The organism is Martinezella lusitana, from assembly GCF_010668395.1.
Taxonomy (GTDB): domain Bacteria; phylum Pseudomonadota; class Alphaproteobacteria; order Rhizobiales; family Rhizobiaceae; genus Rhizobium; species Rhizobium lusitanum_A.
This window is the reverse complement of the sequence record NZ_WUEY01000005.1, coordinates 1-24400: the sequence shown is the minus strand read 5'-3', so window position 1 is coordinate 24400 and position 24400 is coordinate 1. Positions and strand designations below refer to the sequence as shown.

Here is a 24400-nt window from a genome sequence, read left to right as displayed (position 1 = left end):
CTCTCGTATTCAGGAATGCGCGCCGCCGTCGTAGGCGGGCTACGGATCACCGGCTTCTCAGGCCGTGGGTGCCTGCGACATCGGCTTCAGCATGTTCATCAACGCGCCATAGGGCAGCAGCATGACAAGGCCGACGGTCACCTTGACCGAGAAATCGCCGATTGCCCAGGAAATCCAGCGCGGTGCCGTCGTCGAGAACACACCAAGGATTGGAGCCCATTCGATCGCGAAGGGATCGTTCGGCCCGAAGAAGACGAAGAGGGGCGCGAAGGCGAAGGAGAAGAAGATCAGCGTGTCCAGCATCGAGCCGATCAGCGAGCCGAACAGCGGCGCGCGCCACCAGGCCATGCGGCGCAGGCGGTTGAAGACCGAGATATCGAGGAGCTGGCCGGCGAGATAGGCGGAACCGGAGGCGATCGCGATGCGCGGCTGTGCCGTATAGAAGGACAGCGCGACGCCGACGACGAAGCCGGCAAACACCACCTTGCGCGCGGCCTTCGGGCCGAATTGGCGGTTTGTCAGATCGGTGATGAGGAAGGCGACCGGGTAGGTGAAGGCGCCCCAGGTGAGAATATCCGCGAGATTGATGCCGGCGATTGTCGCCTGCAGCGGATACTGCACGAGGATATTGGAGGCGACGACGACCAGCGTCATCAGCAAGACGTAGATAAGGGTATGACGTGCTGTCAGCATTTTTTTTATCCTGGGAGATGCCACCAGTTGAAGAAACCGGACATGGAAAAAGGCTTGTCCGGATACGATCCGTGCAAGCCTCTTAAGCCCGTATGACGTCGCTAAGTGCTATCGCTTAAGCAGCGACGACGGCAGCTTCAGCAGACTTCTTGACGATCTGACGACGCAGCAGGCGAGCGCGCATGCTGAGTTCGTTTTCGCTTGCCTTGATAAGGAAAGCGTCGAGACCGCCGCGATGTTCGACCGAGCGAAGCGCTGCAGCGGAAACGCGCAGACGATAGCGCTGGCCGAGAACGTCGGAGATCAGCGTGACCTGGCAGAGGTTCGGCAGGAACCGACGCTTGGTCTTGTTGTTGGCGTGGCTAACGTTGTTGCCCACGAGGACGGCCTTGCCGGTCAATTCGCACATGCGGGACATGGTACACCTACTTTTGTTTTTCTCGGCCACTGAATAAGCATCCCGAGCAAAACCCGGCGTGCAATCCAACAGGCCATAATTGGAAAGTTGCGGTTCTATAGTCAGAGCGGCCGGCCACGTCAAGCCAAACCTTGTGTTTTCCCGCAATTCCGTCAAAAAGCTGCTGTTCTCTGGCGCTCGCAGCGGGCGAGTAAAGCACTATATATCTTGCCTGATCCTCGTTGAAGGCCTTGATCATGGTTCAAATTCGCAAGTGGCTTGTTATTTCAGCGATCGTTGCGTCGATGCCGTCGGTGGCATTGGCCGACGTGCTGCGGCATGAAACGCGCTACCGCGTTTCGCTGGCTGGCCTGCCGATCGCCAGAGCGGATTTCAAGACAGAGGTCACCGGCAAGCAATTCACCATCCGAGGCGATATCACCTCCGCGGGTCTTGCCGATCTTGTCACCTCCATCGATGCCAGGACTGACGTGACCGGCGTCGTCGATGAAAACAGGCTGCAGGCGACTCACTACTCGCTGTTCTACAAGAGCGGCAAGAAAGAACGCACCTACGATGTCGCCTATACCAACGGCAATGTGACGTCGAATACGATCACGCCGGAGCCGAAGCGGCCGGACAGCTGGATCCCGCTTTCCGAAGGGGACCTGAAGTCGGTGCTCGATCCGATTTCGGGCATGATCTTTCCGATCACGCCCAACCTCAACCTCTGCAACCAGACGCTGGCCGTCTTCGATGGCGAGATGCGCATGGATCTGAAATTGTCGCCGAAGGGATCGCACCCGTTCTCGACCGATGGCTTCAAGGGCAAGACCATTGCCTGCGCGGTGCGCTTCACGCCGAAGAGCGGCTACAAGGGCACGCGCAAGGATTATCTCTATCTCGCCAAGAGCGACAACATGGAGATCTGGTTTGCCAAGGCCGATGCCATGAATGTATATGCTCCGGTCTACGTCCGCATTCCCACGCAATACGGGACGGTGACGATCACGGCCGTAAAATACGGCAGCTAGCGGATGGAGGGCGTCCGCAGCGATACGCTGGGGGCAGGGGTGAAATTTCGCGCGACATTGACGGGCTTCTCGGCCATCGTGATGTGGTCGTTTCTGGCGCTCCTGACGGTGGCGTCCGGCCGGATGCAGCCGTTTCAGCTGCTTGCCATCTGCTTCGCGATCGGCAGCATTCCCGGCATCGTCGTGCTCCTGCTGAGGCCGGAGCGCTTACAGCTGCTGCGCCAGCCCGCAAAGGTCTGGATAACAGGCATTGTCGGCCTGTTCGGCTATCACTTCCTCTATTTCACGGCGCTGCGCCATGCGCCGGCGGTGGAAGCGGGGCTGATCGCCTATCTCTGGCCGTTGCTGATCGTCGTCGGCTCGGCGCTCCTGCCCGGCGAGCGGCTGCGCTGGTATCATATCCTCGGCGCCTTGATGGGGCTGGCGGGTACGGTTCTGATCGTCGGCCGCAACGGCTTCCATTTCGAGGGCGCCTATGCCGTCGGTTACGGCGCGGCTTTCCTCTGCGCCTTCACCTGGTCCGGCTACTCGCTGATCACGCGCCGCTTCGAGGCCGTTTCCACCGACGTCGTCACCATATTCTGCCTCGTCACGGCCATTCTCTCCCTCTTCTGCCACCTTGGGCTGGAAGAAACGATCTGGCCGGAGAGCCTGACGCAATGGATCGCCGTACTCGGTCTCGGCCTCTTCCCCGTTGGCGCCGCCTTCTATGCGTGGGATTACGGCGTCAAGAACGGCGACATTCAGATTCTCGGCGCGGCGAGCTATGCCGCACCGCTGTTGTCGACATTGATCCTGACGCTGTTCGGATTTGCCGAGCCGAGCTGGGGCATCGCGCTTGCCTGCCTGCTCGTCACCGGCGGCGCCGTGCTGGCCGCGCACCGCATGATCCTGCGCCGGGGCAATACCGAACAGGCGCAGGCCGAAGCGGCGGAATAGCTCCGCCGCCATCGATGCCAGCCATTCCCGACGTTATTTCTTGAAGACCTTCTCCAGGAAGGCCGCGAGCGATGGCCTCCAGACATCCATCTCGTGCTGGAGATCCGGATATTCGTGATATTCGTGCTTGATCTTCTTCTCTTCGAGCGTCGCCTTGAGGCCTGCCACGTCCTTGCCGACTACCTGGTCGTTGCTCCCGACCGTTACCGTGAAGTTGTGGAGTGCCTTGTTGATCTTGGCTGGCTCGTTCAGCACGGCGTCCACGGTCTTGTTGGGTACGGTCGTCGTGCTGACGCCGCTGAAGGTTGCGACCCAGCCGAAGGTATCCAGATGCGAAAGACCGGAGACCAGGGCCTGATACCCGCCCTGCGACAGGCCGGCGACGGCCCGGCCCTCGGCGTCGTTCCGCACCCGGTAATGCTTCTTCATGTACGGGATGAGATCATCGGTCAGCTCGCGATCGGCCGCTTCGGCATTCGCGGGATAGAAATTCGCACGGCGATCGGCGGCGGGGAAGTTCTCGGCGATCGCGTCCGGCACATCGGTCTCCGTATCGGGGATGACGACGATCATCGGCTCGATCTTCTTCTCGGCAAGGAGATTGTCGAGGATCTGCGGCGCGCGGCCCTGCCCGACCCAGGAACCGACCGTGTCGCCGAAGCCGTGGTAGAGATAGAGTACGGGCAGCGGCTTGGAGGAATCGGTGTAGCCGGGCGGGGTGTAGACATACATCTGCCGCTCCGAAGCGAGCGCCTTGGAATGCAGGGTCACCAGCCGCAGGTCGCCATGCGGCACATTGCGGATATCGAGAATGCCGCCGGGCACGAGGACGAGACTGGTGTTGACCTGCCGCTGCGGTTTGGGTGCGTTGGTGCCGGTGTCGATGCTGCGGAAGCCGTCGACGTTGAAGTAATACTCGTAGAGATCGGGCTTCAACACCTCTGTCCTGACGCTCCAGGTGCCATCGTCACCCTTTTGCATGGCCATGGGATCACGCGAGCCGAGAGCGACGGAGACCGCCTTTGCCGTCGGCGCATAAAGGCGGAATGTGATCGACCTGTCCTTTTCGACCGACGTTACGAAGTTTTTCAAGGGCCGGTCTGCCGGCGGCGAGGCCGGTGCGTCAAGGGCGAGGACAGGGGCGCTCATGACACAGCCTGCCGCGACGAGCAAAGGAAACAACACACGCACGAAGAAACCTCCTCCAGTTGAATCAATTCTCTCTCTCCCCCTGTAAAGCTGAGACAGCGCAGAGCTTTTTCAAGGCTGCCGCTCCGCGCCGTCTGGCCGCATCATGCGCGATGTCAATGAAAGGTAAGGAGGCTCAGCCGGAAGCAGGCTTCCAGTCCGGCGGGGCCATTTCGAAGCTCGAAAATTCAAAGCCGGGCGCGACCGTGCAGCCGACGAGCGTGAACTCGCCGAGGCTTTCGGCCGATTGCCACCAGTTAGCCGGAATGACGGCCTGCGGGCGCTCACCCCTTGCCAGATCCGTGCCGAGAACGAGCCTTTCGCTGGCCGTGCCATCGGCCGAGCGATGCAAGGCGAGGGGTGCGCCGGCATAGTAATGCCAGACCTCGGCTGCGTCGTGTACCCGGTGCCAATGCGAGCGCTCGCCGGCCTCGAGCAGATAGTAGATCGCGGTGGAATTGCCGCGTGCTCCGCCATTCTCATCGCGAAAGGTCTGCACGTACCAGCCGCCTTCCGGATGCCGCTGCATGGAAAGCGTTTCGATAATCTCTTTCGCCTGCATCAGAAATTGTCCTTGCGCTTGCGGATCTCGGCGAAGACCTCGTCATTGCCGCGGCTTTCCATCAGCAGGTGGCGGCGGATCGCGGGATCGGCGGCGCGCAGGAACGGATTGGTCTCCTTCTCAAGCGCCAGCGTCGTCGGGATGGTGAACTTGCCTGCCGCCCTCAGCGCCTCGATATCGGCGGCGCGTGCCTTCAGCCGCTCATTGTCGGGATCGATGGTCAGCGCGAAGCGGGCGTTGGAGAGCGTATATTCGTGGCCGAAGTAGACGGCCGTTTCGTCCGGCAGGACGGCAAGCTTCTGCAGCGAGGCCCACATATCCGCCGGCGTGCGCTCGAACAGGCGGCCGCAGCCGAGCGCAAACAGGGTGTCGGCGGCGAAGAGCAGCTTGTCGTCGACGAAGTGGTAGCAGACATGGCCGGCGGTGTGGCCGGGCGTCTCGATGACGTTGACCGTATGGCCGGCGAATTCGAAGGTATCGCCGTCGCCGACGGCGCGATCGAGGCCGGGAATGGCGACGGCCTCATTGATGGGGCCGATGATCTCGCAGCCGAACTGTTCCTTCAGCGCCAGATTGCCCTCGACGTGATCGGTGTGATGATGGGTCGTCAGGATGTGGCTGAGCGTCCAGCCGCGACGATCTGCCGCCTTCAGGATCGCATCCGCATCCGGTGCGTCGATCGATGCCGTCAACCCGGTCTCGGGATCATGGACCAAGACGCCGTAGTTGTCGGAACGGCAGATAAATATCTCTAATTCCAATGGTTTCATGATCGAAATCGTCCTCGTCTTTTGGGTTGGTACAGAATGTAAGCCGTTCGGCCTTGAAGTCCAACGCTCGGCTGATAACATTTGTTTCGATGCACGCCGATATTGTCGATCTCCGTCAGTTCTATCATTCCGAGCTCGGTCGCTTGGCGGAGCAGTCGATTGCCATGGCGCTTTCCTCGATTTGGGCGCGCATGCCGGAGGAGCGTCTTGTCGGCCTCGGCTATGCCGTTCCCTATCTCGATCGCTTCCGCGCCGATACCGAACGCACCTTCGCCTTCATGCCGGCGGGGCAGGGCGCGGTGAATTGGCCGCTGGGCTCGGCATCGTCGACGGCCCTGATCTTCGACGAGGAGCTGCCTTTGCCGGACAGTTCGATCGACCGTGTGCTGATGGTGCATTCGCTGGAATTCGCTGAAAGCCCGCGCGAGACGCTGAAGGAGCTTTGGCGCGTGCTGGCGCCGGGTGGGCGGCTCGTCATCGCCGTGCCGAACCGACGCGGCGTCTGGGCGCGCATGGAGCATACGCCGTTCGGTTCCGGCCGGCCCTATTCGCGCGGCCAGCTGACCTCGCTGCTGCGGGAGACCAATTTCACGCCGGGCGCAACGGCCGAGGCGCTGTTCTTTCCGCCCTCGAAGCTGCGCACGGTGCTGCGCTTGCGCCGCGCCTTCGAGCGGGTCGGCCGCACCCTGTGGCCGGCCTTCTCGGGCGTCATCATCGTCGAGGCGCAGAAGCGGCTCTATCAGGGGCTGCCCGTTGCCGTTCGCGCCTCGCGCCGCGTCTTCGTGCCGGTGCTTGCGCCGCGCGGCATACCGACGACGCGCGATGGCGCCTGATGCGATCGGCAAGGCCCTGACACTCGACAAATTTGTCAATCCGCATTAATGCGACGGGGTGTTTCAAGCCGGAATTTTCCGGCCCTTCGCAAGGTCGATCCCATGAGCATGGAAATGAGCAAGCCCGTCCCGCGTCCCGGCATTCTCGATATCGCTGCCTATGTGCCGGGCAAGGAGCATGCGCCGGGCGTTGCGCGCGTGTTCAAGCTCTCCTCGAACGAGACGCCCCTCGGCGCCAGCCCCAAGGCCATCGAAGCCTTCCGCAATGCCGCCGGACAGCTCGAGCGCTATCCGGACGGGCAGGCCAAGGAGCTGCGCCAGGCGATCGCCGACGTGCATGGGCTGAACGTCGCCAACATCCTGTGCGGCAACGGCTCGGACGAGCTGCTGGGCCTTCTTTGCCACACCTATCTCGGCGCCGGTGACGAAGGCATCATCACCGAGCACGGCTTCCTGGTCTACAAGATCCAGATCATGGCCGCCGGCGCGACGCCGGTGACGGTCAAGGAAAAGGATTGCACCGTCGATGTCGACGCCATCCTCGCCGCCGTCACCGAGAAGACCAGGATGGTCTTCATCGCCAATCCCGGCAATCCGACGGGGACCTATGTGCCGGTCAGCGAGATCCGCCGCCTGCATGCGAGCCTGCCGAAGCACGTCATCCTCGTGCTCGACGCCGCCTATGCCGAATATGTCCGCCGCAACGACTACGAGGCCGGCCTGGAGCTTGTTTCCGCCAACCAGAACGTCGTCATGACCCGCACCTTCTCGAAGGTCTATGGTCTTGCCGCCCTTCGCATCGGCTGGATGTATGGCCCGGTCGACATCATCGATGCGATCAACCGCATCCGTGGCCCGTTCAACATGAACTCGGCGGCCATCGTTGCCGGAGCGGCCGCCATTCGCGATCAGGCCTTTACGGAAAAGGCCGTTGCCTACAACACGCTCTGGATCGACAGGATGACGGCTGCGCTCGAAGCCATCGGCCTCACGGTGACGCCGTCGGTCGCGAACTTCGTTCTGATCCATTTCCCCGATAGCGACGGCAAGCGCGCGGCCGAGGCCGATGATTTCCTCACAAGCCGGGGCTATATCGTCCGGGCCGTGCGGGCCTATGGCTTCGCGAATTCGCTGCGCATGAGCATCGGCACCGAAGAGGCCAATCTCGGCTTCATCGACGCCCTGACGGAATTTATGGGGCGCAAGGCATGAGCACCATCCAGTTCGACCGTATCGCACTGATCGGCATCGGCCTCATCGGCTCCTCCATTGCCTACGACATCAAGCGGTTGGGCCTTGCCAAGGACGTGGTGATCTCGACGCGCAGCGCCGAAACGCTGAAGCGGGCCGAAGAGCTGCAGCTCGGCGACCGCTATACGCCATCGTCGGCCGAAGCGGTCAAGGACGCCGATCTCGTCATCGTCTCTGTGCCCGTGGGTGCCTCGGAGAGCGTCGCCAGGGAAATCGCCGCTCATCTGAAACCGGGCGTCATCGTCACCGACGTCGGATCGACGAAAGCCTCGGTCATCGCGCAGATGCAGCCGCATATGCCGTCCAACGTGCATTTTATTCCAGGCCACCCGCTGGCGGGTACGGAAAAGTCCGGCCCGGATGCGGGCTTTCCGGGGCTGTTCAAGGGACGCTGGTGCATCTTCACGCCGGTTCCCGGCACCGACCAGGCCGCGATCAAGACGCTGCGCGCTTTCTGGGAAACCCTGGGCTCCCGCGTCGACGAGATGGATCCGGAGCACCACGACAAGGTGCTGGCGATCGTCTCGCACCTGCCGCATCTCATCGCCTACAACATCGTCGGCACCGCCGACGACCTGGAGACGGTGACCGAGTCGGAAGTCATCAAATATTCCGCGTCCGGTTTCCGCGATTTCACTCGCCTCGCCGCCTCCGATCCGACCATGTGGCGCGACGTGTGCCTGCACAATCGCGATGCCATACTGGAGATGCTGGCGCGTTTCTCGGAAGACCTTGCATCGCTGCAGCGTGCCATCCGCTGGGGCGAAGGCGACAAGATCTTCGAACTGTTCACCCGTACCCGCGCCATCCGCCGCTCGATCGTCGAGGCCGGCCAGGACGTCGATGCGCCGGATTTCGGCCGTCATGCCCTGGATACGAAGGAATAGGCATTCCTGCGCGACGGAGGGCGCCGATGACCGTCAGACGCGGGCGCTTCGAGGACTTGCCGTGGCTCGTTGAGCACGATGACGCAGGCGAGGGCTGGATCGCACGCTGCATCCAGCACGGCGAATATTTCGTCGCCGAGCGGGATGGCGAATGCGTCGGCTTCCTGCGGTTCAGCCGCTTCTGGGGCAAGATACCCTATATGGACATGATCCGCGTGCTGCCTTCCCATCAGTGCGCCGGCGTGGGAACGACCCTTTTTCGAGCCTGGGAGAGCGCCATGATCGAAGAGGGTGCGCAGCACTTGATGACATCAAGCGAATGGGCGGAAGCCGAGCCTCAAGCCTGGCATCGCCGCAATGGCTTCCAGGCCGCCGGCAGCATCGATTTTCGCATTGTCCAGCCGAGCCCGGAGATATTCTTCCTGAAGGACATCTCCGGCGCGCGCAAAGGATAGGCTGTCAGATCGGCGGAATCTTGCCGAGCGGAATGAAGCCGCTGAGCGAGAGGCGGCCGCGATCGGCGGTCAGGTCGACGGAGACCTTGTCCGCGCCTCCGGCAAGCGCCTTCAGCATTTTCGTGGCTGTCTTGATGATGCTCTTGGCGGCGGGAAGCGTGGCGGTCAGGCTATCGCCCCAGGGGCCGATCTGATTGATCTCCAGTTTGAACTGGCCGGACAGAAAACCCTCATCGTCGAAATTGAACGGACCGGAAAGCGTCATGATGCGGCCATCGCCGATATCGATGACGGCCTGGTGCAGCACGCCCGCAGCGCCGCGAAGCCCCTCGCGATCGCTGCCATCGAGCAGGCCGGCCTTGCCTGATAAAGTCACGCTGGCACTGCTCGACGCCGTCGGCAGGGTCTGCGGAAAATCCTTGATTACGGCATTGGCATTTTCGATGCCGATGGCGAAATCCAGATCGCTGCCGTTCTGGCTGGCATGCATTTCGGTATGGGCGGCCGTCACATTAATGCTCTGGCCGGTGAAGGAGGAGACGATGCCCGCTTTCAGCCCGTCGATGGCGGTCTCGCTCTGCGCGACGCCGCGGCCCTTGGCGACGAGGTTCGATTGCAGATCGGTCCACTCCGCCGACACCGACAGGCCCGCCGCCGTCCGCAATTCGGCCGGAGATTTCAGGCTCCAGCTGACGTGGTTGGGCTGGAAGACCGGCGCCGAGGCGCTGAGCATGTCGAAATTGGCGGAGACGCCCTGTGTCTGATTGTCGACCGTCACCGTGTCGCAGGTCAGGCCGATGGAGAAGGGAAAGCCGTTGAAGGCCATGTTCTCGCACTTGCCGGCAACGCCGGCGCTGTTCTGCTGGCCGAGCGCCTTCAGGACATTGGCCCTGACGAAACCGGTCGCGTAATACCATCCACCGGTGTAGAGACCGGCCAGGACCACCACCAGCCCCAGCAGGATGAGCCACAGACGCTTGCCTCGACCGGTCGTTACGCTCTGGCTTGACGCTGCCATGATGTTCTCCAATGGTTGGACTGAAGCTTCACAGTGATTTGGCGTTGGATATGGACGAATTTTGGGTGTTTGGCTACGGATCGCTTATGTGGAATCCGGGCTTTGGTTATGAGGAACGGGCCGAGGCCCACATTTTCGGCTATCGCCGCTCGCTCTGCGTCCGTTCCTGGGTCCATCGCGGCACAGAGGAGAGTCCCGGTCTGGTGCTCGGTCTCGATCGCGGCGGCTCCTGCCGCGGCATCGCATTTCGCGTGCCGGTGTCCACCTGGGACGAGGTGCTGACTTATCTGCGCGAGCGCGAACTCGTCACCAACGTCTACCTGGAAAAGACGCTGCCGATCCGGCTTGCCGACGGACGGCGCGTCACCGCCGTCGCCTATGTCGTCGACCGCGCCCACAGGCAATATGCCGGCGCGCTGGATGCGATCGAGGCAGCCCATGTGGTGGAAGCCGCCAGCGGGCGGTCCGGCCCGAACGATGCCTATGTCTTCAATACGCTTACGCATCTGCGCGACATGGGCATTCGCGACCACTGGCTGGAGCAGGTCGCCGGTGAAGTGGAGCGGATGCGCAAGGCGTCCTGAGTCCCGTTCGCACGTTTGGAGGCGGATGCGCCGTCTCAGACCGCGGCGGTGACCGGCTTCGCCTTGCTGATTTCGGCCAGGCGCTGTGCCGCCGTCGGAGGAATGGGCAGGTTCGGGTTGTCGGCGATCGTCTCGACCAGCAGTTCGTCGCTGGCCTTTTCCGTCTGCTCGATCAGGCGCGCGAAGAAGGCGTCGGGATCCATGCCGGGCTCGATCGGCGGCAGGATGCGCACCTTGATATGGCCGGGATATTTGCGGAAGGTGCGGCGCGGCCAGAAGAGGCCGGGATGCATGGCGACCGAGACGACGGGAATCCCGAGATCGCGATACATGCGCGCGATGCCGTATTTGTAGACGGGCTCCGCTCCCGGCGGACGGCGCGTGCCCTCGGGGTAGATGATGAGCTGGCGGCCCGTGGAGAGTTCTTCGCGCGTACGCTTCAGGACGTCGAACATGACCTTGCCGCGGGCGCTTCGATCCACCGGAATCATGCGCTGCTTCTTCGCATACCAGCCGAACAGCGGGATCCACAGAAGCTCGCGCTTCAGGATGTAGACCGGATCGTCGAGATAGGGCAGCAGCGCGAACGTATCCCAGAAGGACTGATGCTTGGGGGCAAAGATGAAGCTGCCCTTGGGGATATTCTCCAGGCCTTCAACCTCGAAGGTGGTGCCGACGATCTTTGCCATCAGCCAGGTGCTGGATTTCGCCCATGCCTTGGGGATCGCGTAGGCAGCCTTGCGCGGCATCAGGAAATAGATCGGCGTCAACACGATCATGCGAATGATCAGATTGGCATAGAAGGCTGTATTGAACAGGATCGAACGCAGGATAATCATCGAGGCTTTCCCAGTGCACCGGCTTGCACCGGCATCCGAAGGTTTGCCTACACGATTACAGCGTCAATAAAAAGTCGGCGCGTGCGTGGTTTTGCGTCTTACTCGTCGTCATCGAGCGGTTGGCGCGAGCGCAGGCCGGTCGGGCGTCCAAGGCCCGTGATGTTGCGGGCTCCGGCGAGAAGCACCTTGGCGTATTCATAGATCATCGTGCGCAGCGCATTCGGATCCGTGAACCAGTTCTTGGTCTTCAGGTCGGAGTTGACGACCGGGTAGGGAATGAAATCGGTCGCGGGATCGACATATTTCAGTTCCGCCAGGCTTCGGGGCATGTGGTAGTTGTTCGTCACCACGAGAACGCTCTTGTAGCCCCGGGCATGAATCCATTTCGCCGCTTCGCGGGCATTGCCGATGGTATCGAGCGCGTCATAGCCGACGTCGACGCAGCAGTTGAACAGATTGGCGGGGCTCTGCGTGAGCTTGCGGATCTGCGATGGCGTCGTGGTCGGATGCACGCCCGATATCAGCAGGCGGTTGCCGGCGCCGGTGCGCAGCAGCTCGACGGCCTGGTCGATGCGCTGATAGCCGCCGGTCAGCACGACGATGGCATCGGCCTTCGGGTCCAGAGGCGGCTTCAAGGTGGTGATCGAATCGGCGAAATGCAGAAAGCCGCCGAAAACGATGGCGACGAAGATGATGAAACCGAAGCCGCCCCAGCGCAGGAAACGCCGGAAAAGACTGCGGCGCACGGGTCCGTCGCCGCGGGTTCGCGCCCGCAGCGCATGCGAACTCACGGTCTTGCGAGTCGTCAGATCCATGCTCATGATTCGCTATTATACGACAATTGCGGCAAGGAACGGGCTGTCGAACGGTAAAAAAACATCACCGACGCGTCAATTCTGTACGGTATCCGTCCGCCCGGGATCGGAGCGGATCAGATCGATTTCGTAGATCGTGCGCATGACCGTGAAGCGCGCGGTGAGCGTCGTCAGCAGGGCAATGATGATCATGGTCGCGAGGATGCCGACATAGCCGAGGGCGCCGACGGAGAAGGTGCCGAAAAGCGCGGTTGCCTGATCGGTCTGCGGCGTGGCGATCGTGCGGCTCTGGAGGACGCCGGCGGTGGCGAAGAACAGCGCGGCGAGCGCGCTGCCGGCGGCCGACCCTTTCAGGCTGATCTTCAGGAAATGCTTCTGGAATTCATTGGCGACGAAGGTGCTTTCGGCTCCGACGAAATGCAGCACTTCGACGATGTGGCGGTTGCCCGAGAGCGCGCCGCGCGTGGCGAAGACCACCGTCAGGACCATGGCGGTAAAGACCAGCAGCAGGACGCCGGTGCCGATGAGAACGGTCGTATGCGCCATGGAGACGAGCCGGTCGACCCATGTGCGGTGGTCGTCCAGCGTCGCCTGCGGGATCTGCGCCTTGAGCAGGCTGCGCATCGCCTCGAAATCCGGAGGATGCGTCTCGTCGATGGTGATGATGACGAGGCGCGGGACGGGCAGTTCCTTGATGTCGAGACCGGCGCCGAGCCAGGGCTCCAGCAGGCGGGCCGTGGCCGCCTCGTCGACGATCTGGCCGGACTTGGTGCCGACGAAGCTCAGCGCGATATCGCGGGCGCTCGCCAGCGTCTTTTCCATGTCGAGATTGTCGTCCGGCTTGATCTGGATGGTGATCTCGCGGGAAATCTGGCTCTCCCAGCTTGCCGCCGTCGAGCGCACCATGCTGACCGCGCCGAGCGTCAGGCAGGCGAGAAAGGCCATGATGGCAATGACGACGATCAGCGCATTGCCCTGAATGTTGGAGGAGGGCACGATCGGCCCGGTCGGGCGCACGCGCATTTCCGGGCGCTTGCGCTCCGCGGGGGCTGCCGGCGCTTGTCGTGCCTGCGGTGCCTTGGCGTTCTGGGTGTTCCTGCGGGGGCCGGGCTCAGTCATAGATATCGAGGTGCCCCCCCGATAGAATCATGCGCCTGGCTTCGATCTGGTCCATCAGGGCAAGGTCGTGCGTGGCGATGACGACGGCGGTGCCGAGGCGATTGAGCTCCAGAAACAGGTTTAGCAGGCGGCGCGCCATCGGCGGGTCGACGTTGCCCGTGGGCTCGTCGGCAAGCAGGATTTCGGGGCGATCGATGAGGGCGCGGGCGATCGCCGCGCGCTGCTTCTCGCCGCCCGAAAGCACCGGTGGCAGCACGTTGATGCGCTCCCCGAGGCCGACCCATTTCAGCAGCTCCAAGACGTCGGTGCGATAGGAGCTTTCGTCCTTGCCGCGCACGCGCAGGGGCAAGGCGACGTTTTCGTAGGTCGTGAGATGCTCGAGCAGTCGGAAATCCTGAAAGACGATGCCGACGCGGCGGCGCAGCAGCGGCAGCTCGTTGCGGGGGATCGAGGAGATTTCCCGGTCGAACATGCGAATCAGTCCGCGCGTCGGCTGCAGCGACATGAAGAGCAGCCGCAGCAGGGTCGTCTTGCCGGCGCCGGAGGGCCCGGTCAGGAACTGGAACGATTTTTTCGGTATGTCGAAGCTCAGGTCACGGAGGATTTCCGGACCCATGCCGTAGCGCAAACCGACGTTCTCAAAGTGAATCAACGGGCAGTCCAGTCTTCCGCAGTGTTCAATCAGGCGACTTGTTAACCAATGGCGTTAACAGCCGGTAAATTTTTCTGGAAAGACGCCCCATTCATGGCGATCTTTGCGAAGCATTAACCATTAAAATTTACGACTGGGCAGGATTCGTTTCAATGCCCAGTTTGGTAATGGGCGTCGAAACCATGTGGATCACCGAAACGGGAGGTCATCATGGGCGCTTTTCGCCACCGCCAGCAGCAGGCGGGACTGGTTTACGACCTCATTCCGCCCGAGCGGGGATCAGGCGCGAGCCAGCCGCATCGCTTCATGCCGAAGCCCGATATCGTCGATGCCGAATTCGTGACCGTCTCCGGCGCGCGCGGGAGACCCGCATCGGGCGTCAGCATGCGCTATGGCGGTCATCAGCAACCAAGACCGCAGCCAACGCCGCGGAAGACAGCCGTGTCGCGCCTCCTCTCGGTCCTGCGCGGCGTCGAGGGGATTTTGCAGCAGGCATCGCGGCGCAGTTTCGTAGCGCTGATCGTTTCCCTCGCAATATTGATCTTTGGTCTCTCCGGCGGATTCTCCACCCTGTCCGGCGCACCGGCCGAGGCGACGGGCGAACCGCTGCAATTCTCGCATGTGACGCTGACGCCGCGCGACGAGAACGGTCTGCGCGTGCTGAAGCTGAACGGCATCATCGAGAATGTCAGCGGCGCCACGCTTTCCATTCCGCAGGTGCGTGCCGATCTCTTTGCCGGCGACCAGCTGGTCAGAAGCGTCGTCGTGGACACGCCGATCGATCGTCTCGGGCCGCACCAAAGCCGCGGATTCTCGACGCGATTGCAGCATCCCGGTGGAAAAACGCCGGATGTTCGGCTTTCCTTCATGCCTTAGGGGGTGTGTCGGGCTTGCTGATTGTGCTACGGGCTAAGGCTTGATCGGCGGCCACGGGCCGCGAAGCCATGGAGCATGCCAATCAATGCCTGTCGTACGCGGGAAGAACATCGAGCCGCTTTTCACTGCCGAGCAGATTGCCGAGCGCAATCACGCCCTGGCGAAGGAAATTGCCGGCGGGCCGACGAAAGATCTCCTCGTCATCGCAGTTCTCAAGGGCTCGTTCATTTTCGCGGCGGACCTGTTGCGCGCGCTGCATGAGACCGGGCTCGCGCCCGAGGTCGAATTCATCACTCTTTCCAGCTACGGCGCCGGCACGGTTTCCCAGGGCGTTCGCATCGTCAAGGACATCGACAGCGACGTCAGGGGCCGCGACGTCCTTTTGGTCGACGATATCCTGGAATCGGGCCGCACGCTGCGGTTCGCCAAGGAGCTGCTCTATGAGCGCGGCGCCCGCAACGTTACGCTGGCTGTCCTGCTCGACAAGAGCGTCAAGCGTCAGGAAGAACTGGAGGCCGACTATGTCGGCTTCGAATGCCCCGATTATTTCGTCGTCGGCTACGGCATGGATGTGGCTTACGCCTTCCGCGAGCTGCCTTTCGTCGGGGTCGTCACCGGGGACGCCAAGTCTTAAATCCGGGTTAATACAGGCGGCGCGCCGCCTGTCCCATTCTGCTCCAGCGATGACGACTCGTTAACCACGGAGCCTAATCACCTGCCCGCCGTTTACCTATCGCAAACGGAATTCTGGTGATTTCGGTCGCGGAACATGACGGACCACGGAGCAAGGACCATGGCAAAAATTCTGATCACGGAAGACGAAGATTCGCTTCGCATCTTCGTCGCGCGCGCGTTGCGCCTGGACGGTCACGAGACCGAGGAGGCGGCCGACGGCGCGGAAGGCCTGGAGAAGCTGAAGCAAGGCGGCTACGACCTGCTGCTGTCTGACATTCGCATGCCTGTTATGGACGGCATCGAGCTTGCCCATCAGGCGCATTCGACATGCCCGGGCATGAAGATCCTGCTGATGACCGGCTATGCCGAGCAGCGCGAGCGTGCAGACGACCTTATGGAAAAGATCGTCGACGTCGTCGCCAAGCCTTTCGCACTGCCCGATATCCGCAAGGCCGTCGCCCGCGCGCTGGCCGCCTGAGATTTATCCTTGCTCAGCACGGTTGTTGCCGTGCTGACTCCATCCTGGTCATGTGCGGATAGGCCGGAAGCGGCCTTACTGGGCCAGATTGAGCAGGCGCTCCAGATAGCGTCGTTCCTCGGTAAATGTAGGATTGTTGCTCAGCCGCTCGCGAATGGCGTCGAGAATTTGGCGCGCGCGCTCTGCTTTGATGATGTCCGGAACCATATTATTGTTGGGGTTGTCCGAGAAGCCGCCTTCATTGCGCGAACGGCCGAGCGGATCGCGCCCGTTCGGGCCTCCCTGGCCCATCTGTCCCGGCATTTGCCCCTGACCCTGGCCTTGACCCTGCTGCATCTGTGCCATGAGCTGGTTCATCATCTCGCGGGTGCCCTTGCGCAGGGCGTCCAGCGCACGTCCCTGTCCCTGCACGGCGCCTTCGCCGTTGCCTTCGGCGAGCTGGCCTGAGGCGCCCTTCATCTCCTGCTGTGCCTTGCCGTAATTCTGGTTCGGCTTCATGCCCAGCGAGCCCAGGTTTTTCTGGAGTTCGCCAAGCTGCTTGCCGAGGTCCTCCTGCTGCTGGCGCAGCTGCTTGAGGGCATCGCGCAGCTGATCGGCCGTCATCCCGTCGGTTGGGTCGTTGCCCTTCTGACCCTGTTGGTTCTGGCCCTGCTGCTGATCCTGCTGGCCTTGATTGCGCTGCCCCATATCCGGGCGCATCTGGTCGTTGAGGCCGGGCAGCGGCTGATCCATCAGGCCGTCGCCATCCTCGTTGGGATCGCCGCGCTGCATGCGGTCGCGCATGGCCTGATCGAGCTTGAAGGTTTGATCCATCAGTTTCTGCTGATCGCGCATGATGCGCCCGAGCTTGTCCATCTGCTCGCGCATCTTGTCATTCGCCTGGTTCTGCTGCTGCTGCCCAGGTTGCGGCTTGCCGGCCTGCAGGCTGTTCATCAACTGCTGCAACTCGGACAGCATCTGCTGCGCGGCTTCGCGGTTGCCGGAGCGGGCGAGGTTTTCGATCTGGTCCATCATGCGCTGCAGGTCCTGCTGGCGCAGGATGTTGGCGGAGCGCTGGTTGGGCTGGGCCGGCATGTTGCGCATGCGCTCGGCCAACTCCTTCATATAGGCGTTCATCGCCTTGCGAAGCTCGTCGGTCAGCTTCTTGATCTCATCGTCGGAAGCGTTGCGTTGCAAGGCGTCGGAAAGCTTCTGCTGGGCATCGCGCAGGGCCTTTTCCGCATCGGTCAGCTGTGCGTCTTCCATGCCGAGCGCGATCTGCCAGAGGTAGTCGGCCGTATCCTTCAGCGAGGCTTCGCTGCTCGCAAGCTTCATCCGCGTCAAAGCCGATTTGATCGCGAGAAAATTGCCGAGATCGGGAATGGCTTCTTCCGGCCGGATGGTGAGCGACTTGTTGAGCTCGATTGCCTCCGGCATCTTGCGGGTATCGAGCGCGAAGACCTGGCGCTCTTCCGCCACGGCGGCGGCGAGCGGCTGGGTGAAGTTGCGTGACGGAAGCACCATCTCGTAGGGCGCGCTACGCCCGGTCTGGCCGGCGCCGTCCTTGGCGACCAGAGTGATGCGGACGCGCTTGCCGGCAAGCGGATCCTGCGTCAGATCGTGGCTCGCCAGCCCCTTGCCGTTGCGGCGGTCGCGACGCGGAATCTCCAGCTTGTATTCCGGCAGGCCGTAGAGCGGCGTTGCGGCGGGATCGGATTCGACCGGCACGATCTCGGCATGAGCTTCCTCGACGCCGTAGTCGTCCTTGACCCGGAAACCGAGTTCGAGCGCGCCGCTGGTTGCCGCGTGCGGAATGCCGTCAAAGGTGATCTCCGGCGGCTTGTCGACGACGACGTTGACGGACCAGGACCGACCGTTGACGGTCAGTTCGCCGCCCTTGTCGAGCTTGAGGACGTGGGTGCGGGCGATCATTCCATCCGCGGCGGGCGTATTGGCACTGCCGTTTGCCACGGGCGCCGCAACGGGAATGGCTGCGGGGTTTGCACCACCCTGGCCCTGCTTGTCGGTATCGACGGTTTGTTCGGGGACTTCGGCGGCCGTGTCGGCACCGGTTGCCTTGAACAGCACTTTCTCATCCGTCGCAGCACCCGAGACCCGCACCGTAAGTTCGGAGAATTGCGGTACGTTGAGGCCGTTGCCGGGATTGGGAGCATTGCCGGTCAGATAGACCGGCGCCTCGCCGGTGTAATAGGGCGGGGTGACCCAGGCATCCACACGGACATCCGGGTTGCTCGACGTGGAAGCGGGAGCGGTGAAGGCATCGCTCAGCGAGCCGCCGCTGTTGGACATCGAAAAGCTGAAGGCCGTCGCCAGAAGCAATGCCGGAATGGCGCGCAGGGCAAAGCGGTCGTAACGCGCGATATCCGGCCGTGGAAGGCCCGCATCCAGGGCGGCGATGCGCTCGGCCATGCGCGTCTGGTGCTCGCGCCAGAGCGCACGGGCAAAAGGCGTGTCGAGCGCCGGCTCATCCTCCTGCACCGTCACGGGCTGGTGCGCGAGGCCGTTACGCTCCTCCAGCAACCGATCGGCCTCGGCAACGCTCGGCCAGCGCAGGCGGCGCAACGGATAGAGGGTCACCGCGAGGCCGGCGAGGAAGACGGCGAGCAGCAAAAAGCGCAGGATATCCGGCGCGATGCGGAAGATGCCAAACCAGGCAGCAGACAGGAACAGGGCCAGAATGGACGCCGGCAGCAGCAGACGCGGCAGAAGCTGTTCGGAAACCAGCACGAACCTGGCAAAGAGGCGCTTGACCGCAACCATGCGCGCCAGCGCCGGACGGGTGGCAAAAGCGCCCTTCTTAGGGTTGCTGGGGCTGGTCATCGGTCCGGTCTTCTCCCGATCTGACGTTGATGGCTGGAGCACGATGCCGAAAAATGTAAGCGGTTTTCGGACGACATCATGCCCTACTTCTTTGATTCCAGAGCGGATTCAGATTTTAGATCGGTTTGATCTGAAATCATCCGGCTCTAGCGGCCCGTTGGGGATGGCGGGAGCGTCCCACACGCCCACGCACGCAGCGCCCGGCTAGACGCCTGCCGATCAAAGATAACATTCTTTGTGGCGAAGACGAGGGCAAGCGGCGCGAAAGGCTGTTTTTTCATCGGAGTTCGCCGAAACGTGATCGTCCGGACAGGACGGATATTCTGCCCGTCCCGTCTGAAGTTCATGGATGGAAACCCATCATCCCTCGAGCCATGTCGGAAGAGAATCCAGTGCAATCAGCTCCTCATAGCTACCGCGCGGGCGGATGACATGGAACTCGTTGCCCTTGACCAGCACTTCCGGAACCAGAAGCCGGCTGTTGTAGGTGCCGGCCTGCACGGCGCCATAAGCGCCACCCGAGCTGACGGCGAGAAGGTCGCCCGGCTGCGGCATCGCCATTTCGCGATCGAGCGCCAGATAGTCGCCCGTCTCGCAGACCGGGCCGACGACATCGGCCTTGATGCGCTGGGCGTGGGCATCGCCGATCGCAACCGGCCGGATCTCGTGATAGGCCTCGTAGAGCGTCGGGCGGATCAGGTCGTTCATGGCGCCGTCAACGATGACGAAGGTCTTGTTGCCGCCATCCTTCACATAGATGACCTCGGTCACGAGGATGCCGGCATTGCCGACGATCAGGCGGCCCGGTTCGGTGACGATCTTGCAGTTGAGGCCGCGCAGCTGGTTCTTGACGATTTGCGCATAGGCATCCGGCAGCGGCGGCGGATTGTTGTCGTCGCGATAGGGAATACCGAGGCCGCCGCCGATATCGACGTGATGAATGTCGTGGCCATCGCCGCGCAGCGTGTCCACGAGGTCGCGCAGCAGCTTGAAGGCGTCGTCGAAGGGCTGCAGCTCGGTGATCTGGCTGCCGATATGCATGTCGATGCCGGTGACCTTGATGCCCGGCAGGCTGGCGGCGCGGTTGTAGACGGTGCGGGCGCGCTCCCAGGAAATGCCGAACTTGTTTTCCTTCTTGCCGGTCGAAATCTTTGCATGGGTGCGGGCATCGACGTCCGGATTGATGCGGAAGGAAACGGGCGCCACCTTGCCGGCGCGCACCGCGCGCTGGTTCAGCACTTCCAGTTCCGGCTCGGATTCGACATTAAAGCAGTAGATGCCGGCTTCGAGCGCCACGTCCATTTCCTGCGCCGTCTTGCCGACGCCGGAGAACATGATGCGGCTTGCGGGGATTCCCGCGGCCAGCGCGCGGCGCAACTCGCCCACGGAGACGACATCGACGCCGGCGCCGAGCCGGCCGAGCGTCTTCAGCACCGCCTGATTGGAGTTGGCCTTCATCGCATAGCAGACCATGGCATCGACATCGCCGAAGGCTTCCGCGAAGACGCGATAGTGGCGCTCCAGCGTTGCCGTCGAATAGACGTAGAAGGGCGTGCCGACCGCCTTGGCGATCTCGGGAACCGGAACGTCCTCGGCGTAGAGGATGCCGTCGCGATACTGAAAATGGTTCACGGTCGCTGCCTAATCAAAGAATAGGATCGAGGAAGAACTTCTTGTCTTCGGTGCCTGGCTGCTTGGTCGGCTTGCTGACGTCGCCGCCCTTGGTCGCCGATGCGCTCGGCGGGTCGAGATCGCCTTTGCGGCCACATCCGACAACGGCAAGGCCGACGACCGAAAGCACGACGGTCAGGCGGATGATATGCGGCATGTTGATCTGCATCGAAATCCTCTTGGGCGATTTGAGCATGATGCCGAAAAGTGTGAGCGGTTTTCGGATAACATCATGCTCTACGTCTTTGATTGTAGAGCTGGATGATTTTCGGTCGAAGCGACCGAAAATCGTCCAGCTCACGCGCGAAAGTCACTCTTCTTAGCGAAGTTTCCCGCGCTTGTGCACCCCGATTGTTTGAGTGCGGTTTCGTCGTCGTCTCAGTTGCGGCCGCGCCAGAAGGCGATCTGCTTGCGCACTTCCGAAGGCGCCGTGCCGCCAAAGCTCTTGCGGCTGGCAACCGAGGCCTCGACCGTCAGCACGTCGAAGATCTTTTCGGTAATGGAAGGATGGATCCCCTGCAGGTCTTCCAGCGACAGTTCCGCCAGCTCGCAGGACTTGCTTTCGGCAAGCGCCACGGCGCGTCCCGTTACGTGATGGGCATCGCGGAACGGCAGGCCGGCTTCACGCACCAGCCAGTCGGCAAGATCGGTGGCGGTGGAGTAGCCGGAGCCGGCGGCAGCCTTCATGCGGGCGGTGTTGATCGTCATGTCGCGCATCATGCCGGTCATGGCGGCAATCGCCAGTTCCAGGCTTTCGGCTGCGTCGAAGACCTGTTCCTTGTCTTCCTGCATGTCCTTGGAATAGGCGAGCGGCAGGCCCTTCATGATGGTCAGCAGCGCCACCAGCGAGCCGTTGATGCGGCCGGTCTTGGCGCGCACGAGCTCGGCGGCATCCGGGTTCTTCTTCTGCGGCATGATGGAGGAGCCTGTGGAGAAGGAGTCGGACAGGCGCACGAAGCCGAATTGCGGCGTCGACCAGATGACGATTTCTTCGGCCAGCCGCGACAGGTGCATGCCTGATATGGCGGCGATCGACAGGAATTCGAGAGCGAAGTCGCGGTCGGAGACGGTGTCGATCGAGTTGCGGGTCGGCTCGCGGAAGCCGAGCGCCTTCGCCGTCATGTGACGGTCGATCGGGAAGCCGGTCCCGGCAAGGGCGGCGGCGCCGATCGGTGATTCGTCCATGTGCTCGATGGCGTGGCGCACGCGCGAACGGTCGCGGCCGAACATCTCGACATAGGCCATGCAATGATGACCGAAGGTAACGGGTTGCGCCGTCTGCAGATGCGTGAAGCCCGGCATGACGGTTTCGGCGTGTTCCTCGGCGCGGTCGAGGAAGGCTGCGATCAGCTCGGTCAGCGCCTGCTCGCACTTCTGCAGCTCTTCCTTCACCCAGAGGCGGAAGTCGAGCGCCACCTGGTCGTTGCGCGAGCGGGCGGTGTGCAGGCGTCCGGCGGCCGGGCCGATCAGGGTCGCAAGCCGCGCCTCGATGTTCATGTGGATGTCTTCGAGGCGGCGGGAGAACTCGAAATTGCCGCTCTCGATCTCTGACAGGATCGTGTTCAGCCCGTGAACGATCTTGTCTTTATCCTCGGTTGAAATGATGCCTTGATGGGCGAGCATGCTTGCATGCGCGATTGAGCCGCGGATATCCTGTGCAAACAGCTTCTTGTCGAAACCGATCGATGCATTTATCTCCTCCATGATTGCCGCGGGGCCGGAAGCGAAACGCCCGCCCCACATCTGGTTGGAGGATTTGGTGTCCGTGCCGTCAGTCATGAGATGCCCACCTGGAGAATGTAATGACAGCAAAGAAGCCGTTCGGTCTGCCGTCCATGAAACTCGTTCTGCTTGCCGCCGTCGCAGGGGTAATTGCCGGCGCGGCAGCGGTATACGTGAAGGAGGCGGGGTATGGCAATGGCGTTGGTGAAACCGCCTCGGCCGATCAATGCGGAGCGGCAAAGGATCGCGCCGCGGCGCTGACGCCCTTCACCAAGGGGCAGGTTGCCGCCATGAGCCTGCCGCCGGCGCCGATCTCGCTCAAGGATGTTTCCTTCAAGGGAGCCGAGGGGCAGCCGCTGTCGATCGGCAATTTCGCCGGCAAGACCGTGCTGCTGAACGTGTGGGCGACGTGGTGCGTGCCGTGCCGCGAGGAAATGCCGGCGCTGAACGCGCTCGAGAAGAGCACCGGCAACGATAAGTTCGAGGTGGTCGCCATCAACATCGACACCGGCGACGAAGAGAAGCCCAAGGCCTTCCGCACGGAATATGCGATCGACAAGCTCGGCTATTATCGCGACAACACCATGGGCGTGTTCAACGTGTTGAAGAAGCAGGGGCTGGCCTTCGGCCTGCCCGTGACGCTTCTCATCGACGACAAGGGTTGCCTGCTGTCGGCCATGAACGGGCCCGCCGCATGGGATAGCGACGATGCGAAGAACCTGATCAAGGCGGCGGTGGGGATCTGAGCGGTCTCTTTGCTCGATCACCCGCCCTCGCCCTTCGAGGGTCGCTGCGCTCCCACCTCTGGGTGAGGGCTAACCTATTACGCTTGATGAAACTTCCGCTATTTTCAACACCATCCGTTCGGTTGGCGGGTGGCTTTGTCCCGCCCCCATGGTGAGGTGCGCTGGCGCCGGAGCGTAGGGGCGGCGGTAGGGCTCGAACCAGGAGGGTCGGCCCGGAGGCCGCCGCAAAAATTACCGGGTCGGAACCGGCACTTCGCCGCGGTAGTCGTAGAAGCCGCGGCCAGATTTGCGGCCGAGCCAGCCGGCTTCGACATATTTCACCAGCAGCGGGCAGGGACGGTACTTCGAATCGGCAAGCCCGTCGTGCAGCACCTGCATGATCGACAGGCAGGTATCGAGGCCGATGAAATCGGCAAGCTGCAGCGGTCCCATCGGGTGGTTGGCGCCGAGCTTCATGGCGGTGTCGATGGCATCGACGGTGCCGACGCCTTCATAAAGCGTGTAGATCGCCTCGTTGATCATCGGCAGCAGGATGCGGTTGACGATGAAGGCGGGGAAGTCCTCGGCGACGGTGATAGTCTTTTCCAGCGAGGTGACATAGGCCTTGGCGGCGCTGAAGGTCGATTCCTCGGTGGCGATGCCACGCACCAGCTCCACCAGCTTCATGACCGGGACCGGATTCATGAAGTGGATGCCCATGAAGCGTTCCGGCCGGTCGGTGGCGGAGGCGAGGCGGGTGATCGACAGCGACGACGTGTTGGTGGCGAGAATGGCCTCCGGCTTCAAGACCGGACAAACCTGCGCATAGATCTTGCGCTTGACGCTTTCGTCTTCCGTCGCGGCCTCGATGGCGAGATCGACCTGCGCGAGATCGTTGAGATCATTCGAGCCGGTGATGCGGCCAAGAGCGGCCTTGCGCTCCTCATCCGTCATCTTGCCGGAGGCGACCTGGCGGGCAAGATTGCCGTTGATGGTGGCAAGACCGCTTTCGATGCGGTCCTGCGCGAGATCGTAGATATGAACCTTGTAACCGGCCATCGCGGATACATGGGCTATCCCGCAGCCCATCTGGCCCGCGCCGATAATACCGATCGTCTTAAGCGAACTCATTGCCAACTCCCCGGCGCGCTCCTGGCGATGCGCTATGCTCTTAATTCAAATTTGCCGGGCCATTTCTAGCCCGGCAAAGATTGATAGACCTATAAGAGACGATTTTCCAGTCTCTCGCAACTGCGAGAAACTTAATCGTGGCGCTCAGAGCGCCTTTTGCAGTTCGGGCAATGCTTCGAAGAGGTCTGCGACGAGGCCGTAGTCGGCGATCTGGAAGATCGGGGCTTCCTCGTCCTTGTTGATGGCGACGATGACCTTCGAGTCCT

26 protein-coding genes and 1 pseudogene are annotated in these 24400 nt (G+C 62.3%); 11 read left to right on the top strand and 16 right to left on the bottom strand.

The window, feature by feature from the left end:
* Nucleotides 1–57: 57 nt before the first annotated feature.
* On the bottom strand, nucleotides 58–693 hold the full coding sequence (locus tag GR212_RS12925; RefSeq protein WP_163986978.1) for a queuosine precursor transporter: 636 nt from the start codon (nucleotides 691–693) through the stop codon (nucleotides 58–60).
* 115 nt (nucleotides 694–808) lie between these two features.
* Nucleotides 809–1111, bottom strand: a complete 303-nt coding sequence (rpmB, locus tag GR212_RS12920) for a 50S ribosomal protein L28 (protein WP_163986977.1) — start codon at nucleotides 1109–1111, stop codon at nucleotides 809–811.
* Nucleotides 1112–1347: 236 nt separating this feature from the next.
* On the opposite strand from rpmB, the gene GR212_RS12915 reads away from it, so the two are divergent.
* Nucleotides 1348–2124, top strand: a complete 777-nt coding sequence (locus GR212_RS12915; RefSeq protein WP_163986976.1) for a DUF3108 domain-containing protein — start codon at nucleotides 1348–1350, stop codon at nucleotides 2122–2124.
* Nucleotides 2125–2163: 39 nt separating this feature from the next.
* The gene (gene yddG / locus GR212_RS12910) at nucleotides 2164–3063 is read left to right on the top strand and encodes an aromatic amino acid exporter YddG (RefSeq protein ID WP_163987353.1); all 900 of its coding nucleotides are present in this window, start codon (nucleotides 2164–2166) and stop codon (nucleotides 3061–3063) included.
* Between the two features lie 33 nt (nucleotides 3064–3096).
* On the opposite strand, the gene GR212_RS12905 is transcribed toward yddG, so the two are convergent.
* The 3 genes from GR212_RS12905 to gloB all read right to left on the bottom strand — a co-directional run bounded on the left by GR212_RS12905 (nucleotide 3097) and on the right by gloB (nucleotide 5583).
* Complete coding sequence (locus GR212_RS12905; RefSeq protein WP_204326562.1) at nucleotides 3097–4212, bottom strand: esterase; 1116 nt, start codon at nucleotides 4210–4212, stop codon at nucleotides 3097–3099.
* 175 nt (nucleotides 4213–4387) lie between these two features.
* Nucleotides 4388–4813 carry a cupin domain-containing protein gene (locus GR212_RS12900; RefSeq protein ID WP_163986974.1) on the bottom strand — a complete coding sequence of 142 codons (426 nt, stop codon included), beginning with the start codon at nucleotides 4811–4813 and terminating at the stop codon, nucleotides 4388–4390.
* The gene (gloB, locus tag GR212_RS12895) at nucleotides 4813–5583 is read right to left on the bottom strand and encodes a hydroxyacylglutathione hydrolase (protein WP_163986973.1); all 771 of its coding nucleotides are present in this window, start codon (nucleotides 5581–5583) and stop codon (nucleotides 4813–4815) included. Before gloB ends, GR212_RS12900 begins: the two co-directional genes overlap by 1 nt.
* Before the next feature lie 53 nt (nucleotides 5584–5636).
* On the opposite strand from gloB, the gene GR212_RS12890 reads away from it, so the two are divergent.
* The 4 genes from GR212_RS12890 to GR212_RS12875 all read left to right on the top strand — a co-directional run bounded on the left by GR212_RS12890 (nucleotide 5637) and on the right by GR212_RS12875 (nucleotide 9009).
* A complete protein-coding gene (locus tag GR212_RS12890) occupies nucleotides 5637–6416 on the top strand; it encodes a class I SAM-dependent methyltransferase (protein WP_163986972.1) in 780 nt (259 codons plus the stop codon).
* Between the two features lie 102 nt (nucleotides 6417–6518).
* Nucleotides 6519–7628, top strand: coding sequence for a histidinol-phosphate transaminase (gene hisC, locus GR212_RS12885; RefSeq protein ID WP_163986971.1), 1110 nt, complete (start codon nucleotides 6519–6521; stop codon nucleotides 7626–7628).
* A complete protein-coding gene (locus tag GR212_RS12880; protein ID WP_163986970.1) occupies nucleotides 7625–8554 on the top strand; it encodes a prephenate/arogenate dehydrogenase family protein in 930 nt (309 codons plus the stop codon). The genes hisC and GR212_RS12880 overlap by 4 nt, the downstream gene beginning before the upstream one ends.
* 26 nt (nucleotides 8555–8580) lie before the next feature.
* Nucleotides 8581–9009, top strand: a complete 429-nt coding sequence (locus GR212_RS12875) for a GNAT family N-acetyltransferase (protein WP_163986969.1) — start codon at nucleotides 8581–8583, stop codon at nucleotides 9007–9009.
* A 4-nt stretch (nucleotides 9010–9013) separates the two neighbouring features.
* On the opposite strand, the gene GR212_RS12870 is transcribed toward GR212_RS12875, so the two are convergent.
* Entirely contained in the window at nucleotides 9014–10027 is a 1014-nt protein-coding gene (locus GR212_RS12870; protein ID WP_163986968.1) for a DUF2125 domain-containing protein, read from the bottom strand.
* 50 nt (nucleotides 10028–10077) lie between these two features.
* Here GR212_RS12870 and GR212_RS12865 point away from each other — a divergent pair, with 50 nt between their 5' ends.
* A complete protein-coding gene (locus GR212_RS12865) occupies nucleotides 10078–10611 on the top strand; it encodes a gamma-glutamylcyclotransferase (RefSeq protein WP_163986967.1) in 534 nt (177 codons plus the stop codon).
* 35 nt (nucleotides 10612–10646) lie between these two features.
* Here GR212_RS12865 and GR212_RS12860 read toward each other — a convergent pair whose 3' ends face one another.
* The 4 genes from GR212_RS12860 to ftsE form a co-directional block, all read right to left on the bottom strand.
* Nucleotides 10647–11450 (bottom strand): lysophospholipid acyltransferase family protein, encoded by an 804-nt coding sequence (locus GR212_RS12860; RefSeq protein WP_163986966.1) that lies wholly within the window; start codon nucleotides 11448–11450, stop codon nucleotides 10647–10649.
* A gap of 98 nt (nucleotides 11451–11548) precedes the next feature.
* The gene (locus GR212_RS12855) at nucleotides 11549–12271 is read right to left on the bottom strand and encodes a YdcF family protein (protein ID WP_163986965.1); all 723 of its coding nucleotides are present in this window, start codon (nucleotides 12269–12271) and stop codon (nucleotides 11549–11551) included.
* Between the two features lie 69 nt (nucleotides 12272–12340).
* Nucleotides 12341–13384 (bottom strand): cell division protein FtsX, encoded by a 1044-nt coding sequence (locus GR212_RS12850; protein ID WP_204326561.1) that lies wholly within the window; start codon nucleotides 13382–13384, stop codon nucleotides 12341–12343.
* Nucleotides 13377–14036, bottom strand: a complete 660-nt coding sequence (ftsE, locus tag GR212_RS12845; protein WP_075853762.1) for a cell division ATP-binding protein FtsE — start codon at nucleotides 14034–14036, stop codon at nucleotides 13377–13379. The genes GR212_RS12850 and ftsE overlap by 8 nt, the downstream gene beginning before the upstream one ends.
* A 210-nt stretch (nucleotides 14037–14246) precedes the next feature.
* Between ftsE and GR212_RS12840 the strand changes: the two genes are divergently transcribed.
* From GR212_RS12840 to GR212_RS12830, 3 genes are all read left to right on the top strand, one after another.
* Nucleotides 14247–14912 carry a hypothetical protein gene (locus tag GR212_RS12840; RefSeq protein ID WP_163986964.1) on the top strand — a complete coding sequence of 222 codons (666 nt, stop codon included), beginning with the start codon at nucleotides 14247–14249 and terminating at the stop codon, nucleotides 14910–14912.
* An 85-nt stretch (nucleotides 14913–14997) separates the two neighbouring features.
* Nucleotides 14998–15546: a hypoxanthine phosphoribosyltransferase gene (gene hpt, locus GR212_RS12835; protein ID WP_163986963.1), complete on the top strand. Its 549-nt coding sequence runs from the start codon at nucleotides 14998–15000 to the stop codon at nucleotides 15544–15546.
* Between the two features lie 159 nt (nucleotides 15547–15705).
* Nucleotides 15706–16065 carry a response regulator gene (locus GR212_RS12830; protein WP_163986962.1) on the top strand — a complete coding sequence of 120 codons (360 nt, stop codon included), beginning with the start codon at nucleotides 15706–15708 and terminating at the stop codon, nucleotides 16063–16065.
* A gap of 75 nt (nucleotides 16066–16140) precedes the next feature.
* On the opposite strand, the gene GR212_RS12825 is transcribed toward GR212_RS12830, so the two are convergent.
* The 4 genes from GR212_RS12825 to argH form a co-directional block, all read right to left on the bottom strand.
* On the bottom strand, nucleotides 16141–18885 hold the full coding sequence (locus GR212_RS12825; protein ID WP_163986961.1) for a TIGR02302 family protein: 2745 nt from the start codon (nucleotides 18883–18885) through the stop codon (nucleotides 16141–16143).
* 360 nt (nucleotides 18886–19245) lie between these two features.
* Nucleotides 19246–20517 carry a diaminopimelate decarboxylase gene (lysA, locus tag GR212_RS12820; protein ID WP_163986960.1) on the bottom strand — a complete coding sequence of 424 codons (1272 nt, stop codon included), beginning with the start codon at nucleotides 20515–20517 and terminating at the stop codon, nucleotides 19246–19248.
* 13 nt (nucleotides 20518–20530) lie between these two features.
* Nucleotides 20531–20725 (bottom strand): LPS translocon maturation chaperone LptM, encoded by a 195-nt coding sequence (lptM, locus tag GR212_RS12815; protein WP_163986959.1) that lies wholly within the window; start codon nucleotides 20723–20725, stop codon nucleotides 20531–20533.
* A gap of 209 nt (nucleotides 20726–20934) precedes the next feature.
* Complete coding sequence (gene argH / locus GR212_RS12810; protein WP_163986958.1) at nucleotides 20935–22335, bottom strand: argininosuccinate lyase; 1401 nt, start codon at nucleotides 22333–22335, stop codon at nucleotides 20935–20937.
* 23 nt (nucleotides 22336–22358) lie between these two features.
* Between argH and tlpA the strand changes: the two genes are divergently transcribed.
* The gene (gene tlpA, locus GR212_RS12805; protein WP_163986957.1) at nucleotides 22359–23024 is read left to right on the top strand and encodes a thiol:disulfide interchange protein TlpA; all 666 of its coding nucleotides are present in this window, start codon (nucleotides 22359–22361) and stop codon (nucleotides 23022–23024) included.
* Nucleotides 23025–23255: 231 nt separating this feature from the next.
* On the opposite strand, the gene GR212_RS12800 is transcribed toward tlpA, so the two are convergent.
* The gene (locus tag GR212_RS12800) at nucleotides 23256–24134 is read right to left on the bottom strand and encodes a 3-hydroxybutyryl-CoA dehydrogenase (protein ID WP_163986956.1); all 879 of its coding nucleotides are present in this window, start codon (nucleotides 24132–24134) and stop codon (nucleotides 23256–23258) included.
* A 144-nt stretch (nucleotides 24135–24278) separates the two neighbouring features.
* Nucleotides 24279–24400, bottom strand: a pseudogene (locus tag GR212_RS12795) (electron transfer flavoprotein subunit alpha/FixB family protein); the annotation flags it as partial.

What these genes read in the sequence shown, in the direction of transcription:
- GR212_RS12865 (WP_163986967.1), top strand. Translation starts at nt 10,078, where the DNA reads ATGGACGAATTTTGGGTGTTTGGCTACGGATCGCTTATGTGGAATCCG.
- GR212_RS12915 (WP_163986976.1), top strand. Translation starts at nt 1,348, where the DNA reads ATGGTTCAAATTCGCAAGTGGCTTGTTATTTCAGCGATCGTTGCGTCG.
- hpt (WP_163986963.1), top strand. Translation starts at nt 14,998, where the DNA reads ATGCCTGTCGTACGCGGGAAGAACATCGAGCCGCTTTTCACTGCCGAG.
- GR212_RS12840 (WP_163986964.1), top strand. Translation starts at nt 14,247, where the DNA reads ATGGGCGCTTTTCGCCACCGCCAGCAGCAGGCGGGACTGGTTTACGAC.
- GR212_RS12900 (WP_163986974.1), bottom strand. Translation starts at nt 4,813, where the DNA reads ATGCAGGCGAAAGAGATTATCGAAACGCTTTCCATGCAGCGGCATCCG.
- GR212_RS12825 (WP_163986961.1), bottom strand. Translation starts at nt 18,885, where the DNA reads ATGACCAGCCCCAGCAACCCTAAGAAGGGCGCTTTTGCCACCCGTCCG.
- hisC (WP_163986971.1), top strand. Translation starts at nt 6,519, where the DNA reads ATGAGCATGGAAATGAGCAAGCCCGTCCCGCGTCCCGGCATTCTCGAT.
- lptM (WP_163986959.1), bottom strand. Translation starts at nt 20,725, where the DNA reads ATGCAGATCAACATGCCGCATATCATCCGCCTGACCGTCGTGCTTTCG.
- GR212_RS12800 (WP_163986956.1), bottom strand. Translation starts at nt 24,134, where the DNA reads ATGAGTTCGCTTAAGACGATCGGTATTATCGGCGCGGGCCAGATGGGC.
- GR212_RS12925 (WP_163986978.1), bottom strand. Translation starts at nt 693, where the DNA reads ATGCTGACAGCACGTCATACCCTTATCTACGTCTTGCTGATGACGCTG.
- GR212_RS12870 (WP_163986968.1), bottom strand. Translation starts at nt 10,027, where the DNA reads ATGGCAGCGTCAAGCCAGAGCGTAACGACCGGTCGAGGCAAGCGTCTG.
- GR212_RS12880 (WP_163986970.1), top strand. Translation starts at nt 7,625, where the DNA reads ATGAGCACCATCCAGTTCGACCGTATCGCACTGATCGGCATCGGCCTC.
- rpmB (WP_163986977.1), bottom strand. Translation starts at nt 1,111, where the DNA reads ATGTCCCGCATGTGCGAATTGACCGGCAAGGCCGTCCTCGTGGGCAAC.
- gloB (WP_163986973.1), bottom strand. Translation starts at nt 5,583, where the DNA reads ATGAAACCATTGGAATTAGAGATATTTATCTGCCGTTCCGACAACTAC.
- argH (WP_163986958.1), bottom strand. Translation starts at nt 22,335, where the DNA reads ATGACTGACGGCACGGACACCAAATCCTCCAACCAGATGTGGGGCGGG.
- GR212_RS12860 (WP_163986966.1), bottom strand. Translation starts at nt 11,450, where the DNA reads ATGATTATCCTGCGTTCGATCCTGTTCAATACAGCCTTCTATGCCAAT.
- GR212_RS12875 (WP_163986969.1), top strand. Translation starts at nt 8,581, where the DNA reads ATGACCGTCAGACGCGGGCGCTTCGAGGACTTGCCGTGGCTCGTTGAG.
- GR212_RS12850 (WP_204326561.1), bottom strand. Translation starts at nt 13,384, where the DNA reads ATGACTGAGCCCGGCCCCCGCAGGAACACCCAGAACGCCAAGGCACCG.
- GR212_RS12855 (WP_163986965.1), bottom strand. Translation starts at nt 12,271, where the DNA reads ATGAGCATGGATCTGACGACTCGCAAGACCGTGAGTTCGCATGCGCTG.
- GR212_RS12905 (WP_204326562.1), bottom strand. Translation starts at nt 4,212, where the DNA reads ATGAGCGCCCCTGTCCTCGCCCTTGACGCACCGGCCTCGCCGCCGGCA.
- GR212_RS12830 (WP_163986962.1), top strand. Translation starts at nt 15,706, where the DNA reads ATGGCAAAAATTCTGATCACGGAAGACGAAGATTCGCTTCGCATCTTC.
- tlpA (WP_163986957.1), top strand. Translation starts at nt 22,359, where the DNA reads ATGACAGCAAAGAAGCCGTTCGGTCTGCCGTCCATGAAACTCGTTCTG.